The sequence below is a fragment of the Pandoraea pulmonicola genome, assembly GCF_000815105.2.
Classification (GTDB): domain Bacteria; phylum Pseudomonadota; class Gammaproteobacteria; order Burkholderiales; family Burkholderiaceae; genus Pandoraea; species Pandoraea pulmonicola.
Genome location: NZ_CP010310.2, coordinates 534,146 through 550,389, shown reverse-complemented (window position 1 = coordinate 550,389; position 16,244 = coordinate 534,146). Strand labels below are relative to the sequence as shown.

The 16,244-nt window shown below is 64.9% G+C and carries 14 protein-coding genes; 4 read left to right on the top strand and 10 right to left on the bottom strand.

What is annotated here, in order from left to right:
- Positions 1-368: 368 nt before the first annotated feature.
- The 4 genes from gshA to RO07_RS02385 form a co-directional block, all read right to left on the bottom strand.
- On the bottom strand, positions 369-1,658 hold the full coding sequence (gshA, locus tag RO07_RS02400; RefSeq protein WP_039407757.1) for a glutamate--cysteine ligase: 1,290 nt from the start codon (positions 1,656-1,658) through the stop codon (positions 369-371).
- A gap of 406 nt (positions 1,659-2,064) precedes the next feature.
- Positions 2,065-3,615, bottom strand: coding sequence for an ammonium transporter (gene amt / locus RO07_RS02395; RefSeq protein WP_039407755.1), 1,551 nt, complete (start codon positions 3,613-3,615; stop codon positions 2,065-2,067).
- A gap of 25 nt (positions 3,616-3,640) precedes the next feature.
- Positions 3,641-3,979, bottom strand: a complete 339-nt coding sequence (locus RO07_RS02390) for a P-II family nitrogen regulator (RefSeq protein ID WP_010804740.1) — start codon at positions 3,977-3,979, stop codon at positions 3,641-3,643.
- A 13-nt stretch (positions 3,980-3,992) separates the two neighbouring features.
- Positions 3,993-4,805, bottom strand: a complete 813-nt coding sequence (locus RO07_RS02385; RefSeq protein ID WP_039407753.1) for a TorF family putative porin — start codon at positions 4,803-4,805, stop codon at positions 3,993-3,995.
- A gap of 412 nt (positions 4,806-5,217) precedes the next feature.
- Here RO07_RS02385 and RO07_RS02380 point away from each other — a divergent pair, with 412 nt between their 5' ends.
- Positions 5,218-5,466 carry an accessory factor UbiK family protein gene (locus RO07_RS02380; protein WP_039407751.1) on the top strand — a complete coding sequence of 83 codons (249 nt, stop codon included), beginning with the start codon at positions 5,218-5,220 and terminating at the stop codon, positions 5,464-5,466.
- A 445-nt stretch (positions 5,467-5,911) separates the two neighbouring features.
- Positions 5,912-7,489: a YifB family Mg chelatase-like AAA ATPase gene (locus RO07_RS02375; protein WP_039407749.1), complete on the top strand. Its 1,578-nt coding sequence runs from the start codon at positions 5,912-5,914 to the stop codon at positions 7,487-7,489.
- Between the two features lie 12 nt (positions 7,490-7,501).
- Here the strand turns inward: RO07_RS02375 and RO07_RS02370 are convergent, their stop codons facing one another.
- Entirely contained in the window at positions 7,502-8,041 is a 540-nt protein-coding gene (locus tag RO07_RS02370; RefSeq protein WP_039407747.1) for a hypothetical protein, read from the bottom strand.
- Positions 8,042-8,139: 98 nt separating this feature from the next.
- Between RO07_RS02370 and RO07_RS26490 the strand changes: the two genes are divergently transcribed.
- Positions 8,140-9,021, top strand: a complete 882-nt coding sequence (locus RO07_RS26490) for a thioredoxin domain-containing protein (protein ID WP_237171359.1) — start codon at positions 8,140-8,142, stop codon at positions 9,019-9,021.
- A 57-nt stretch (positions 9,022-9,078) separates the two neighbouring features.
- A complete protein-coding gene (locus RO07_RS02360; RefSeq protein ID WP_039407745.1) occupies positions 9,079-9,603 on the top strand; it encodes a TlpA family protein disulfide reductase in 525 nt (174 codons plus the stop codon).
- A 90-nt stretch (positions 9,604-9,693) separates the two neighbouring features.
- On the opposite strand, the gene RO07_RS02355 is transcribed toward RO07_RS02360, so the two are convergent.
- The 5 genes from RO07_RS02355 to RO07_RS02335 all read right to left on the bottom strand — a co-directional run bounded on the left by RO07_RS02355 (position 9,694) and on the right by RO07_RS02335 (position 16,239).
- On the bottom strand, positions 9,694-11,049 hold the full coding sequence (locus RO07_RS02355) for a sigma-54-dependent transcriptional regulator (RefSeq protein WP_418303699.1): 1,356 nt from the start codon (positions 11,047-11,049) through the stop codon (positions 9,694-9,696).
- Entirely contained in the window at positions 11,046-13,049 is a 2,004-nt protein-coding gene (locus tag RO07_RS02350; RefSeq protein WP_084072405.1) for a sensor histidine kinase, read from the bottom strand. The genes RO07_RS02355 and RO07_RS02350 overlap by 4 nt, the downstream gene beginning before the upstream one ends.
- A 222-nt stretch (positions 13,050-13,271) precedes the next feature.
- The gene (locus RO07_RS02345; RefSeq protein ID WP_039407740.1) at positions 13,272-14,558 is read right to left on the bottom strand and encodes a dicarboxylate/amino acid:cation symporter; all 1,287 of its coding nucleotides are present in this window, start codon (positions 14,556-14,558) and stop codon (positions 13,272-13,274) included.
- Between the two features lie 42 nt (positions 14,559-14,600).
- On the bottom strand, positions 14,601-15,395 hold the full coding sequence (locus tag RO07_RS02340; RefSeq protein ID WP_039407738.1) for an ABC transporter ATP-binding protein: 795 nt from the start codon (positions 15,393-15,395) through the stop codon (positions 14,601-14,603).
- Between the two features lie 10 nt (positions 15,396-15,405).
- A complete protein-coding gene (locus RO07_RS02335; protein ID WP_052266953.1) occupies positions 15,406-16,239 on the bottom strand; it encodes an ABC transporter permease in 834 nt (277 codons plus the stop codon).
- Between the last annotated feature and the right edge of the window lie 5 nt (positions 16,240-16,244).

Genomic DNA, 16,244 nt, shown 5'->3' with positions numbered 1-16,244 from the left:
GACATCCCCCATTCGGGGGATGCTCGGCGCGCCGAACGCCCGCATCATCGCTCCATGGCTGACGCGAACCGCACGACGGACCGGCACGGTACACGATCCAAACGGTGCAGGGGATGCTCAGTGAACCAGTTTGCGGGGGGCCCCGCCCAGGGAAGCCCCGATTTCCGGTCGTTGCATGAGGCGACCGGCAAATGTGACGCCCGGCTAGTCGGGGGGCCGGCCGGGCGTCTTTTTCTTTTCTCGCAAGATGCATCAGAGGCAACGATCGGACGAGCACCGCCTCACTTCAAATTCAGAAACTCCTCAAACCAACGCTGAAACCGTTAGCGCGGCAAACCTTTCTTCGCCACCGTGCCGGTGAGCCACCGTCAGTACGTTTCCGGGTCCGGATCGGTGCGCTCGAGTTCGACGGACGCCGCCAGCAGCGCGAGACGCGCCACCACGCCATACATATAGAACCGATTGGGTGGGGCGGCGCCGGGTTTGGCGTGGACGTCCGGCAGCGCGGTGTGCTCGAAGGCGAGCGGCACGAAATGCATGCCGGGCGCGTTCAGGTTCTCGTCGGTGCCGCGTCCGGTATGCACGCGATAGAAGCCACCGACCACATAGCGATCGATCATGTAGACCACCGGCTCGGCCACGGCCTCGTTGATGCGCTCGAACGTATAAACGCCTTCCTGCACGATCACGTCGTGCACTTCGAGCCCTTCCTTCACCACGCTCATCTTTGTGCGTTCGCGCCGGTTCAGGTTTTTGATCTCGGCGGCGTCGTGCACCATCATCACGCCCATGCCGTAGGTGCCGGCATCGGCCTTGATGACGACGAACGGCTTCTCGGTGATGCCGTACTCGCGATACTTCCTGTTGATCTTCTTGAGCACGGCGTCGACCGTATCGGCGAGCTTCTCCTCGCCGACGCGCTCGTCGAAGTCGATCCCCTCGCACTTCGCGAAATACGGATTGAGCATCCATTGATCGACGTCGATCATCTTGGCGAACTTCTTGACGATGTCGTCGTACGCCGAGAAGTGCTGGCTCTTGCGACGCACGGCCCAGCCCGCATGCAGCGGCGGCAGCAGATACTGCTCGTGCAGGTCTTCCAGAATCGGCGGAATGCCGGCGGACAGATCGTTGTTGAGCAGGATGGAGCACGGATCGAAATTCTTGAGCCCCAGCCGGCGCGGCGAGCGCTCCAGCGGCTCGATCACGACGTGCTGGCCGTCGGGCAGTTCGATGGTCGTCGGCTCGGTGATGTCGTCCGACAGACTGCCGAGGCGGACGTTGAGCCCCGCATGGCGCATGATCGTCGAGAGCCGCGCAATGTTCTGGAGATAGAACGAATTGCGCGTATGACGTTCGGGAATCAGCAGCAGATTCTTGGCGTCCGGACAGATCTTCTCGATGGCGGCCATGGCGGCCTGCACGGCGAGCGGCAGCACTTCGGGCGCCAGATTGTTGAAGCCGCCCGGGAAAAGATTGGTGTCGACGGGAGCGAGCTTGAAGCCGGCATTGCGCAAGTCGACCGAACAGTAAAACGGCGGTGTGTGTTCCTGCCATTCGAGCCGGAACCAGCGCTCGATGGCGGGCGTCGCATCGAGAATCTTCTTTTCCAGGTCGAGCAGCGGGCCTTTCAGGGCCGTGACGAGATGCGGAACCATGCTTCTCTCATATCCAGATGGAATATCGATTGTAGAGCATACGCCCGGCGCTCCCGCCGTTCGCCATGCCCTGCGAAGGGGCACCCGCCGCGACCTCGCGCAGCCGTCCGGAGGGCCGTGCAGCGCCGGTAGTCGGGTCAGTGGGAGATGCGCAGCGATGCCGCGATGAGAAGAGATGGGGACAGGAACGCCGATCGCAAGCGAAACGGCAAAAAAACGGGCACCCGATGGGTGCCCGCACAACGCCGGGCCGGCTGTCCGACCGGTGACCGGCAACTCCTCTTGCTGGAACTGCCACCCCCGCGGGTTGGCCGCCGATTCATGGTGCCGGGCTCGCCCGCAATTCCAGCGTGTTCCGAGTGCGTCGAAGCCCGGCTAAATGACGCGATGAGACGAATACCCGTAATCAGTTGTGATAAGCCGATTCGCCGTGCGACGTGATGTCCAGACCCTCGCGCTCTTCGTCTTCGGGCACACGCAGCCCCAACACGATGTCGGCGATCTTGAAGGCGATGAACGCCACCACGCCCGACCACACCAGCGTGGTGATCACTCCCTGGAACTGAATCCAGACCTGACCGGCGATCGAGTAGTCCGGCGAGACCTTGTTCGCGACGTAATCGTAGATGCCCGTGCCGCCGAGCGACGGCGCGGCAAACACTCCCGTCAGGATCGCGCCGAGCATGCCCCCCACGCCGTGCACGCCGAACACGTCGAGCGCGTCGTCGGCCTTGAGCAGACGCTTCAGACCGTTCACGCCCCACAGACAGATCAGCCCCGCGAGCAGGCCAAGCACGATCGAGCCCATCGGGCCAACGAAACCGGCCGCCGGCGTGACCGCCACCAGACCTGCGACCGCGCCCGAGGCGCCACCGAGCATCGACGGCTTACCCTTGCCGATCCACTCGCCCGCGGTCCACGACAGCGTGGCGGCGGCGGTGGCGAGCAGCGTATTCACGAAGGCCAGTGCAGCGCCGCCGTTAGCTTCCAGGCCTGAACCGGCGTTGAAGCCGAACCAGCCGAACCACAGCAGCGACGCGCCGATCATGGTCATGGTGAGCGAGTGCGGCTTGAACGCCTCCTTGCCGAAGCCCACGCGCTTGCCGACCAGGTACGAACCCACCAGACCCGCGATGGCAGCGTTGATGTGCACCACCGTGCCACCTGCGTAGTCGAGCGCTCCCTTCTGGAACAGCCAGCCGGCATGTGCCGTGGCGGCGTCCGCGGCGGCCTGATCGGTGTAGGCATCCGGGCCGGCCCAGAACCACACCATGTGCGCCATCGGCAGATACGAGAACGTGAACCAGATCACGGTGAAGAGCAGTACCGCCGAGAACCTCGCGCGCTCGGCGAAGGCCCCCACGATCAGCGCGCAGGTGATCGCGGCGAACGCGGCCTGGAAGGCCATATATGCGTATTCCGGTACGTTCACGCCCTTGCTGAAGGTGGCGGCCACCGAGTCAGGCGTCATTCCCTTCAGGAACAGCCGGTCGAAGCCTCCGAAGAACGCCCCGCCCTCGGTGAACGCAATGCTGTAGCCATAGATCGACCAGAGCACCACCACCAACGAAAAGATGATGAAGCACTGCATCAGCACGGAAAGCATGTTCTTCGAGCGCACCAGACCGCCGTAGAACAGCCCCAGGCCGGGCAGCGTCATGAGAATCACGAACGCGGTGCACGTGAGCAACCAGGCCGTGTCTCCCTTGTTGGGCGGCACGGGGGTCGCAGCGGCGGCGGCCGGTGCCGGGGCGGCGGCCTGTGCCGCAGGAGCGGAGGCAGCCGCCGGCGCGGCGGTTGTTGCGGCCGAAGCCGCCGGTGCGGAGGACGTGGCATCCGAAGCGGCGGCCGGCGCCGAGGCGTCCTGCGCGAATGCTGCATTCGAGGTGAGACCGGCGGTCCCGGCGACGCCCAGCAGGGTGGCGGCGAGCAGGAGCTTGGCAAGCAGTGTTTTCATGGTTGTTGTCTCTTATAGATGACCTTTACAGCGCGTCTTCGCCGGTCTCTCCCGTACGGATGCGGACCACATGCTCAACGTTGGACACGAAAATCTTGCCGTCCCCGATCTTGCCGGTGCGGGCGGCCTGCTCGATGGCGTCGATCGCCTGATCGAGCAGGGCGTCGCCGATTACCGCCTCGATCTTCACCTTCGGCAGAAAATCGACGACATACTCCGCCCCCCGATACAGCTCGGTGTGGCCTTTCTGGCGGCCGAAGCCCTTGACTTCGGTCACCGTGATCCCCGCCACGCCGATGTTCGAGAGTGCTTCGCGCACCTCGTCGAGCTTGAAGGGTTTCACAATTGCGGTAATCAGCTTCATGGTGAGTCGCTCCTTAGAATGTCTTCGACAACCCTACGACGACCGTCGCCTTCGAGAGCACCTTGCCGGAGTTGGCGGCGGTGTAGTACTTCTCGTCGGCGTTCGTATCAATATAGGAGACCGACACGGTGAAATTCTTGCCGAGGTCCTTGGACAGGCCGATCTTCCAGTCGGTATAGCTTGCGGCGCCGAAGTTGTGCACCCACTGATGGCCCACGTGGCCCACGGCCGAGATACCCCAGAAGCCGGTGTCATACGTTGCGCTCAGATCGAGGTAGCCGCTGTTGGACGTGTCCTGACCGTCCGGGCTCACGAGACCGAAGAGGCGGGTCATCGAATGCGAGTACTTCAGCGATACGGTTTTCCAGCCCACGGCGGCATACAGCTCGAACGTGTGCGGACGCGGGTAATACGTACCGGACGGATAAGTGCCCGGGTAGTAGTACTGCAGGCCACCGACATCGATAGTCCAATCGGGAATGATCTCCTTCTTCCAGCCGCCGTAGATGTCCATCTCGATGGGCGCGCTGACCGCGGAATTTCCATCGGAGATCCAGCTGATATTCGATGCCCACACGCCGGCGTAGAGGCCCGATTCGTGCGCGACGTCGAAACCTCCCTGCACTGCCGGACGCTTTGCCGTCTGCGAGATGCCGCGGAAACGGTAATCCGAGAAGAGGCCGATATTGGCGGTAACGGTAAACGGCTCGGCGGCCGCTGCCGCAGCGGGTGCGGCAGGCTCGGCGGCCTGCGCGAACGCTCCGGCCGAGGCGGCCATCGCACCGAAAAACACACAGCCTGCCATCGCGGTTGACACTTTTTTCATCACTTTCCCCTGAGTTGTGTTCGAGTAGGTACAGCGTGCGGCAGATTCCCGGACGGGTAATGCAACTCCCGTGCCAGGTTCTGAGTGCCGCATCCGCTGCGACGCGCACGATACGAATTTCGGGATAAAAAATTGGCAAAATTGCGTGAGTTCCGATGCGGCGCAGCAACACGGCGGGACAGGATGGACAGGGAATAAATGCGGGGCGACGATGTCAAAGCCTTGCCGGACAAGGCGACGGTGGCGGTGCGACCGGCGCGCGCGCTGGCTGGGCACAGGAAACGGTGATAGAGTTGCGCCAACGTTGAGGTCCGCGCCCGATGCACCAGCTTGTAACGGTCGGACTGGCAAGAGGAAGCACGCTGACGGTGCAAGCACCATATTGGTGCAATGAAACAAGAGAGGAAGGCTTATGAAACCGAACGAGATCCTGCAAGACATGCAAGCCAAGGTGAGCGAACTGCTCAAGCAATCGCCCGCCAAGGATATCGAGCGCAACGTCAAAAGCCTGCTCAACTCGGGCTTCAACCGACTCGATCTGGTGACGCGCGAAGAATTCGACGTTCAGGCCCAGGTGCTGGCACGCACTCGCGAGAAGCTCGAAGCACTGGAAAAGCGCGTGGCCGAACTCGAAGGCCTGCGCAGCGAAGCGCAGGACTGACGAAGACAAGGAGGGGGCGCTGCGGCGCCCCTCGATGTTGATGGGCACGGTGTTCGCGTTGCCGTCGCCCATTGGCGCCCCGCTTCGGAGCATCGCGGCCCCGCTGACTTCCGCTGTTTTCCCCGCATCCCCTCTCCCCCCCACCGCACACTGCCACCTTGCTTCGTGGCGGCTCCCTTCCCGTTCTCCCGTTCGCCCATTTCGCGGCTTGCGATTTCCCGGCGGCGTCATCGCCATAAGGGCTCGCGTCCCCTTCCCAAGCGCCTTGGGTCCGACTCGCCGCTCGGAATCCGCTTAGACGCCCAAGGACGATACCGAGAAACCCGCGCCGCGAATCCGAAATACCGCCGTTAGCACCGATGAGACGTTGCGCTTCGGCGCTTGCAGCGACGAATATGGATCGCGACGCCACGCGAACCACCGCCGCGCAAGAAGGAGAAATCTCATGTCATTGGCCACTGTCAGCAGCCGTGCGCTCACGGGAGTGACAGCACGCGCCGTTACCGTCGAGGTACATCTCGCGAACGGACTCCCCGGTCTGTCGCTCGTCGGGCTGCCGGATACCGAAGTGAAGGAAAGCCGCGAGCGCGTACGCTCGGCGTTGCAGAACAGTCGATTCGAATTTCCTGCGCGACGCATCACGATCAATCTCGCCCCCGCCGATCTGCCCAAGGCGTCGGGCTGCTTCGATCTGCCGATTGCACTCGGCATTCTGGCGGCAAGCGGTCAATTGCCCGAGGCAGGTCTGCGCAAACATGAGTTCGCGGGCGAGTTGTCGCTCACGGGTGAACTAAGGCCCATACGCGGCGGACTTGCGATGGCGGGCGCCATTGCGGCCGAACCGGCCGGGCGAGCGTTGGTGCTGCCCCTGGCGTGCGCAAGCGAAGCAGCGCTCGTGGAGAACGCGACGGTGTATGGCGCGCGCACCCTGCTCGACGTGTGCGCGCATCTCGCCGAGCCCGACGTTGCCGTCCCCTTGTCACGCGCAATCGCGCGGAAGGTGGCCGACGTTCGCCTGTCGTCCTCGCCCGGGAACGATGCATCGAACGCCTCGGACGGATCAGACGAAAGGCGCAATCACCAGACCCCCGACATGCTCGACATCAGGGGGCAGGAGCCGGCCAAACGAGCGCTGGAGGTTGCTGCGGCCGGCGGGCATCACATCCTGTTCTATGGCCCGCCGGGCACGGGCAAGTCGATGCTCGCCACGCGACTCGCCGGCCTGTTGCCCGACCTGAATCCGGCTCACGCGGTGGAGGTGGCCACGCTCGCGAGCCTGAGTCCGCACGGCTTCGATATGCGCCAGTGGGGACATCGCCCCTTTCGCGCACCTCACCACACCGCATCGGCTGCCGCGCTGGTAGGCGGCGGGAGCACGCCGCGCCCGGGCGAAATCAGTCTGGCGCATCGCGGCGTGCTGTTTCTCGACGAACTTCCGGAGTTCCAGCGTCGCGTGCTCGAAGTGCTGCGCGAACCGCTAGAGCTGGGCCACGTGACGATCTCGCGCGCAGGTGGACAGGCGACGTTCCCCGCGGCGTTCCAGTTGGTCGCCGCCATGAATCCGTGCCCGTGCGGCGATCTCGGTCAACCGTCGCGAAGTTGCCGGTGCACGAGCGAGGCGGTGGCGCGCTATCGCAACCGGCTCTCGGGACCGCTGCTCGATCGCATCGACTTGCATGTGGAAGTGCCGGCGCAGCACGCCGAAACGTTCGCCGCCCCCGTCAGCGGTGAATGCAGCGAGGTCATCGCGCAACGGGTGCGGCGAGCGCGCGAGCGCCAGTTGTCGCGTCAGGGGCAATTGAACTGTGGCCTGGCCAGCCGTGCCTTGGAATCGACGTGCGCGCTGGATGTCGAGGCGCGTGACGTGCTGCATCTCGCGGTCAATCGGCACCATTGGTCCGCGCGGACGTATCACCGTGTGCTGCGCGTGGCGCGCACCGTGGCGGATCTCGCCGGCAGCGACATGATCGGAGCCAACCACGTCGCCGAAGCCGTGCAGTACCGTGAGGCGCCGCCGGCGTGAACGTGATGAACGTCACTCCAACGTAAAGGAGTCGAGGAACTGATCGACCTGATCCTTGGGAGGCGCTTGCGTCGCAAGCACGACGACCTGATAGACATGATTGCCCCGGCCGACGAAACGGGCGGCCACGTATCGCTCGGTCTTGTCGCTCGCCTTGCCCTGCGCGGAGACGGCCAGACCGGGGATCGAGGGGGCGTCGCCGGTCTGGCGCACCATGACCTGGGCAGGCACGGCGGCGGCGTCGTTCACGTTGGCGAGCAAGCCGTGCTGCAGTTCGTCGAGGACGGTCTGACGCAGCGTCGCGTCGTCGCCGGGCAGCGTGACGACGCCGACGGCGAAGAGCGCGGCATCGACGCGCGCCGCCTGCATCTGCATGGGCAGCGGTCCCGAGGCAAACTTCACGTCGCGCGCCTCCTGCGTCGGCTTCGCGGGATAGGTCACGGCGTAAGCGCCATCCTTGTCGTGCACCTCGCGCCAGTCGTAACGAGGAGAGCAGGCCACGAGCACCAGCGTCGCGGCAAACAGAAGGCAGGCACGGACAGCGCGAGTCATAGACAGGCACGAAGTAAAGGAAGGGAAGCGTTCATTATCCGTCATGTGTTGCGCCACGGAAAACGCACTGCCGTGGTTCCCGGTATCATCGACGCCATATGACGAAACGTACTCCCGCCCACCTGTCCTGCGGCCTCGCCGCCGTCTCCCGTGAACAACGAGGGCGAGGCGCGCGCCGGCGGCTGCCCAGGTGCGGGAGAGCGGCAACGGCGACGCTGGCCGCCTCGCTGATGCTCGGCTTCACGGCCTTCGTCTGGGCGGCGCCCGTGGCGGCCGCGCCGGGCTCGCCTTCATCGGTGGCGACTGCCTCGGCCGCGGGTGCTCCGACCTTGCCGTCGTCCTCGCCAGCCGCGTCGACAGCAAGCGCGCGCACATCGGTCGTCTCCCCCTCGGTCGCCCCTTCGCCGGCAGCGACGGCATCGGCGCCGTCCGCCTCGCCCTCGTACAGCAACAGCGTCGGTGCGCAGTCGTCGACGCCGAGGCTGGCCCAGGCCACGGGCGTCACGTTTCCGCGCGAAGGGACTTCGGCTGCCCCCGTCAACGGCAAGACCGCCGCACAGCAGCAAGCCGCCGTGCCCCTGGCCACGGACTTCGCCGCCCACGCCCGCCGCGCGGCTGCTCTCGACGCCCCGCTGATCGTGCTCGTCTCGCTGCGCGACTGCGTCTACTGCGGCCCGATCCGCCAGCGCGAACTCGCGCCGCTCGTGCGCAGCGGCAAGTATGAAGTGCGCGAAATCGGCATGGACAGCACGGCCGGCGTGCGCGACTTCGACGGCAGCACAACGACCGGTATCGCGTGGGCGCGCGCCCACGGCGTCAAGGTGTCGCCGACGGTTTTGTTCCTCGATACGCACGGACGCCCCGTCGCAGACCCGTTGATCGGCGCAGGCCTGCCGGATTTCTACGGCGCCTATCTGGACGACGCCATCGCCCGTGGGCGCGCGCGTCTGCATGCCGGGAGCGGCGCCACGACGCGCTGAGATTCAGAGTAGAATCGTCGTCACCCACCGAACAACCAACGCCCACACGGCTGTGTCATGAGCGCTTCGACCTCCCGCAAATCGTCCCTGAGCAAGATCCTCGCCGTCGTGATCATTGCGGTCGTGGCGATCGCCGCCTACTTCACGTTCGCCGGCCAGAAGCGCGCCCCCGAGGCGACGTTCACGCTGCTCTCCGGTCAGAAGCTCGCTCCCGCCGATCTCAAGGGCAAGGTGTACCTGGTCAACTTCTGGGCAACGAGCTGCACCACGTGCATGAAGGAAATGCCGACGATGGTGAAGACGTACGAGAAGTACAAGGGTCAAGGGCTGGAATTCGTGGCGGTGGCCATGAGCTACGACCCCCCCATGTACGTAATGAACTACGCGCAATCGCGCCAGTTGCCGTTCAAGGTCGCGATGGACTCGGACGGCAGCGTTGCCAAGCAGTATGGCAACGTGCAACTCACGCCGACGACGTTCGTCGTGGATCGCGACGGCAAGGTGCTCAAGCAATACGTCGGCGAGCCGGAATACGCCGAACTCGACAAGCTCATCGAGAAGGCACTGGCCAAACAGGCCTGAAAACAGACATGAGACGCGCCCGCGTCAGCACCGAACCCAAAGCGCCCTTCGAGGCGCTTTTGTTTTTCTGGCGCGACTCGTAGGCGCCGCTCATCGACCGCCTTCGCCGCCGTCGCCATGCCCGCGCGTGTGCAGACCATAGCGCTTGAGTTTTTCGTAGAGCGTGGCCTTGGGCACATGCAGCGCTTCAGCCGTGGCGGCCACGTTGCCCTTGCTGTGCTCCAGCGCTTCTTGCAGCACCGCGCGCTCGAAGCGCTCCACCTGCTCCTTGAGCGGCAACGGGGCGAGCGAATCGCCCTCGGGCGCACTTGCCACGCCGAGCACCAGACGATCCGCGGCGTTGCGCAGCTCGCGCACGTTGCCGGGCCAATCGGATTGCATCAGTTCCTGACGCAAACGATCGGACACCACCGGCGCCGGGCGCCCATAGCGCACCGCGGCATCGAGCATGAAATGCTCGAACAACGGCAGGATGTCCTCACGGCGCTCGCGCAACGGCGGCAATGCCAGCGTCACCACGTTCAGGCGGTAATACAGGTCGCGACGGAACGTGCCCTCGCGCACCAGCGCCTCCATGTCCCCCTTGGCCGCCGCCACCACGCGACAGTCCACGCGAATCGACTGGTTCGAGCCCAGGCGCTCGAGCACGCCGTCCTGCAGCACACGCAGCAGCTTCACCTGCAGCGCCGCCGGCATGCTCTCGATTTCGTCGAGGAAAAGCGTTCCGCCCGAGGCGTGTTCCAGCTTGCCGATGCGACGCTTCGCCGCGCCCGTGAACGCGCCCACTTCATGACCGAACATCTCGCTCTCGAAGATCGCTTCGGGCAGCGCGCCGCAGTTCAGCGCGACGAACGGCGCATCGCGGCGACGCGAGAGTTCGTGCAGGCTGCGCGCCACGAGCTCCTTGCCGGTGCCGGTGTCGCCGTTGATGAGCACTGGCGCATCGGTCATCGCAACGTTGGCGATGAGCGTGCGCAGCGTCTCCATCGACGGGCTGCGTCCGATGATGCGCGACGCGCGTCCGCCCTGCTCCGCCAGCTCGCGTCGCAACGCCTGGTTCTCGAGCATGAGCTTGCGGGTCTCGAGCGCACGCTTGGCCGATTCGATCAGACGGTCGGGGGCGAACGGCTTCTCGATGAAATCGTAAGCACCGTCGCGGATCGCCTGTACGGCCATCGAGATATCGCCGTGGCCGGTCACGAGAATGACCGGCACCTCGGGCGCGTGCTGACGCAGATGAGCGAGCAGTTCCAGCCCGCTCATGCCGATGAGACGAATGTCGGACACGACGATGCCCGCGAAGTCGGGCGTGATGCGTTCCCGCGCGGCTTCGGCCGAGGCCAGCCCGAAGGCGTCCAGCCCGGCGAGTTGCAGGCTTTGCAGCGTCGCGCGCCGCACGAGTTCGTCGTCTTCGACGAAGAGGATCTGGAGGTTCTTGTACATCATGCGATTGTCGCGCCGGTGCGTTGCACACGGCGCAGCGTCACGAGAAATTCCGCGCCACCGCCAGGAACATTGCGGGCTACCAGCTGCCCGCCGTTCTCCTGCGCGATGGACGACGAGATGGCGAGTCCGAGCCCCATGCCCTGACCGCCTTCCTTGGTACTGAAAAACGGCTCGAACAGGCGCGACATGTGCGCCTGCGCGATGCCCGGACCGTTGTCGCGCACGTAGATGCGCACCCACGCCTCACTGGCGTCCACGTCGATCCAGATCGAGGGCGACGCCGGTGCACCGGCGCCGCTTGCACCACTGGCACCACTGGCAACGGCGTCGATGGCGTTGCCGACCAGATTGATCAACACCTGTTCGAGTCGCAGCCCTTCGCAGGTCACCTCCACGTCGTGCAGGCCATCGGCGAACGTGATCGTCACCTGGATGCCTTCCAGACGCCCGCGCAACAACATTGTCGTGTTGTCGAGCGCGCGGCGCACGGACGCCTCCATGTCACCGCGGCGCGAGCGTCCCGCGAACAGACGCAACTGCCCGGTGATCTTGCCCATGCGATCGGTGAGCGACGCGATCGCTTCGAGGTTCTCGCGCGCCGCGCCATACTCGCCGCGCTCGAGCAGCACACGCGTATTGTCGGAGAAGCTGCGCAGTGCCGAGAGCGGTTGATTGAGCTCGTGCGTGATACCGGCGGCCATCTGCCCCAGCGCCACGAGTTTCGACGCCTGGACAAGCTCGCTCTGCGTCTCGCGAAGTTCGTTTTCGGTGCGCGCCCGCTCCTGCACTTCGGTTTGCAGACGTTCGTTGGCCGATTGCAGATCGGCGGTACGCTCGGCCACCCGCTCGCCCAGCTCCGCATACGCCGCCTGCAGCAGTTCGCGGCTCTTGAGCATATCGCGCACGCGCTGCCGGCGCTGGTTCCATGCGATGCCCAGCAGGCAAGTGAAAGCCGCCAGACACGCCGCCGCCACGGCCGCGATACGCGCGTTCGCGATGACCTGGTCGAGCGGCGCGAAATACATGAGCGTCCAGTCCGGCTCGCCGAGCTTGCGCTGCACGGCAAGAAAACGCCGGTTCTTGCCCGCGCCGCGACCGTCGCGCACCGTGACCACTTCGCCATCCGCGTCCAGACGCTCGTCTTCGGTCCAGGCGAGCGGCGTGATGTGCTGGTTGTAATACTGACGCGTGCTCTCGAGCGCAGCCTTCACGTCGGGCGCGAGCGGCGCGAGCGAGCGGTACTGCCAGCGCGGCTCGGACGACAGAAACACCACGCCGTGATCGTCGGCGACGACGACCGGCTCGGAGGCGTCCGCGCCCGCGCGCTGGAACCATTCGAGATTCAGCTTGACGACGACCACGCCGAGGATCTGACCGTCCACCACGATCGGCTGCGAGACGAAATACCCCGGTTCGCCGGAGGTGGTCCCCACACCGTAGAAACGGCCGAGCGCGCCTTTTATCGCGTCGATGAAATACGGACGGAAGCGGTACTCCTGTCCCACGAACGTGGCCTTCTCGCGCCAGTTGCTGGCGGCGAGCGCCAGGCCGGTCGCGTCGATGACGTACGCTGCCGAAGCCTTGGCGCGCTGGTTCACGTCGAAGAGATAGTCGTTGGCCCGCTGCACGACGGCGCGATCCGACGGATGTCGCAGTAGATCGTGCACATAGGGATGCAGCGAGAGCAGGTACGGCAGGAATTCGTAGCGGTCGACGGTGCTGCGCAGGCTGCCCGCGTAGCGCTCGACGCGCGCGCCGGCGTTCACACGCAGATCGGCCACGCCGCGCTGCCAGCTCAGGGCGTATGTCAACCAGCAAAACAGGACGCTCGCCAACAGCATGACGACGATCCATGACCAACGGCGCATCGGCACAGTCCTTTCGAGGTCGAGGGGGACTTCGTCGCGCCTGCGCTCCACACCGCTCGCGTAAGCGGGCGCAGCACCTCCCGGTGCGTCGCTCTGGCGAGTGCGGATCGAATTGTCTTGCAGGGTGGCCATGGAATCACAGCGCCAATCACAGCATCAAAAGGCCACCGGGCGGCGAAGCTCAGGCGCTATTGTGCCTGTGCCGCGCCGCCCGGTGGCGAACGGGACTTTCTGCGAGGCGCCGGCGGGCACGACATGCATTCGTGCCGCGCCGCGCGCTTCGGTAAGCAGGGCACCGGATGGGCGTCGCCAGGCGCTTCGCGCCACGACGCCGCACCGATGCCCCGCGGGCCATCAGGCCAGTTCCGGTTCCCGCTTGCTCGACATGGCCTCGGCCAGCTTCTTGCGGTCCAGTTCCTTTTCCCAGGCCGACACGACGATCGTGGCAACGCCGTTGCCGCAGATGTTCGTGAGCGCGCGGCACTCGCTCATGAAGCGATCGATGCCGAGGATCAGCACCATCCCTGCCACCGGGATCGTCGGGATCACGGCCAGCGTGGCGGCCAACGTGATGAAGCCCGCGCCGGTCACGCCCGAAGCGCCCTTCGAGGTGAGCATCGCCACGGCGAGCAGCGTGAGCTGCTGGCCCCACGTCAGGTCGATGTTGGTCGCCTGCGCGATGAACAGCACGGCCATCGTCATGTAGATGTTGGTGCCGTCGAGGTTGAACGAGTAGCCGGTCGGGATCACCAGCCCCACCACCGACTTCGAGCAACCGGCCTTTTCCATCTTTTCCATCAGGTGCGGCAGCGCGGCTTCCGACGAGCTCGTACCCAGCACGATCAGGAGCTCTTCCTTGATGTACGCGAGGAAGCGGAAGATCGAGAAGCCGGTGACCTTGGCGATCAGGCCCAGCACGACGATCACGAACAGGAACGACGTCAGGTAGAACGTGCCCATGAGCTTGGCCAGCGGCACCAGCGAGGCAATGCCGTACTTGCCGATCGTGAAGGCCATCGCACCGAAGGCGCCGAGCGGCGCCACCTTGGTGATGATGTGCACTACGCGGAAAAGCACGCCCGAGACGCTGTCGATCCAGCCCGTCACCACGCGGCCGCGCTCGCCGATCGCGCTCAGTGCGGCGCCGAACAGGATGGCGATCACGAGGATCTGCAGGATTTCACCCTTGGCGAACGCGTCGGTGATCGTGTTCGGGATCAGGTGCAGCAGGAAGTCGACGAACGTATCGCCGTGCGCCGCCTTCTCGGCGTAGCCCGCGATCGCCTTCGGATCGAGCGAGTTGATGTCGACGTTGAAGCCCGCGCCCGGCTTCAGGATGTGCGTCGCGAACAGACCGATGATCAGCGCGAGCGTCGACACGATTTCGAAGTAGATGAGGGCCTTGCCGCCGACGCGGCCGACCTTCTTCATGTCTTCCATGCCGGCGATACCGGTCACCACCGTACAGAAGATCACCGGGCCGATGATCATCTTGATCAGCTTGATGAACGCATCGCCGAGCGGCTTCATCTGCACGGCGAGGTCGGGCTTGAAGTGCCCGAGCAGCACACCGATGACGATGGCGATCAGCACCTGCACGTACAGGATGCGATAAAAGGGTTTCTTGGTCTGGGTTTGCATGTTGTTTCCTCTTGGCGGTGGGGCAAGCCACCGCCCTTGTTATCAATCCGCGGTGACGCCGCGAATCTCGCTTTGCGCAAAGCGCATTTGCTCCTCCATCACCATCTGGGCCAGCTCCTTCTTCAATTCGTTGAATTCGCTGCCCGCCGTGTCGCGCGGACGGGGCAGGTCAATGACCACGTCCCGCTTGACCGTGCCCGGCCGGTACGTCATGACGACGACCCGGTCGGCCAGATAGATCGACTCCTCGATGCTGTGAGTGACGAAAATGATCGTCTTCTTGAATTCCTCCCAGATGCGCAGCAGCTCGTCCTGCAGCGTGCGCCGCGTGAGCGCGTCGAGCGCACCGAACGGCTCGTCCATGAGCATGATGGGGCTGTCGAGCGCGAGCACGCGGGCGATCGCCACGCGCTGACGCATGCCGCCCGACAGATCGCGCGGAAAGCGCTCGCGAAACTCGCGCAGGTTGAGCTTGCCGAGCAACAGGTCCACGCGCTCGTTGATCTCGGCGCGCTTCATGCCCTTGATTTCCAGCCCGAAGGCGATGTTCTGCGCCACCGTCATCCACGGGAACAGCGCGTACTCCTGGAACACCATGCCGCGGTCCGGGCCCGGCTCGGCAGCCGCGTCGGCGCGGCCGTCGATGCGGATCGCACCGGAGGTCGGTTGCACGAAGCCGGCCAGCGCGTTGAGCAGCGTGGACTTGCCGCAGCCCGACGGGCCGAGCAGGCACACGAACTCGCCGGTGCCGATGTTCAGATCGATGTCCTTGAGCGCATCGATCGTGCCGCCCGGAATGGCGAACTGTTTGTTGACGTTTTGAATTTCGATCAGCATGTCGTCCGCCTCACTTCGTTTCGAGACCACGGTGCCACTTGAGCAGGTGGTTGTTGAGGCGATCCATGCCCAGGTCGATGATCAGGCCGAGCAGACCGATGGTCAGCATGCCGGCGATGATCTTGTCCGACCACATGTACTCGCGCGCTTCCAGAATGCGGTAACCCAGGCCGTTGTTCACGGCGATCATCTCCGCCACGATCACCACGATGAACGCCGTGCCGATGCCGATCCGGATACCCGACAGGATGTAAGGCGTGGCGGCCGGCATGATCACGCGGCGGAAGATCGTGAACTGGCTCGCACCGAGGTTGCGCGCCGCACGCAGATAGATGCCATCGACGTGGCGCACGCCCGCGATCGTGTTCATCAACACGGGAAAGAACGCCCCGAGCGCGATGAGGAAGAACGCCGGCGGATTGCCCAGACCGAACCAGAGAATGGCGAGCGGAATGTAGGCGATCGGCGGAATCGGACGCACGACCTGCACCAGAGGGTTGAAGAGCCCGTAGACGCGCGTGCTCGTCCCCATGAGCAGACCGAGCGGCAAGGCGATCACGGTGCCGACGAGAAACCCCATGATCACGCGATACAGGCTGTTGGCCGCATCGGTGAGCAGTTCGCTCGAATGCAGCCACGCGCCGAAGCCGTCGGCCATGGCGGCCGTCGGCTTGAGGTATTGCCACCACTTCGCGACGACGGCGAGCGGCGACGGAAGAATGATCGGGTTGATCCACCCGAGGCCCGTGACGATCTGCCAGATCACCACGACCGCGAGCGGAATCAACACGCCACGCAGCACGCGCGAGGAGCGCGAACCGGAAGAAACAAGCACTGCGGCCATCCGAA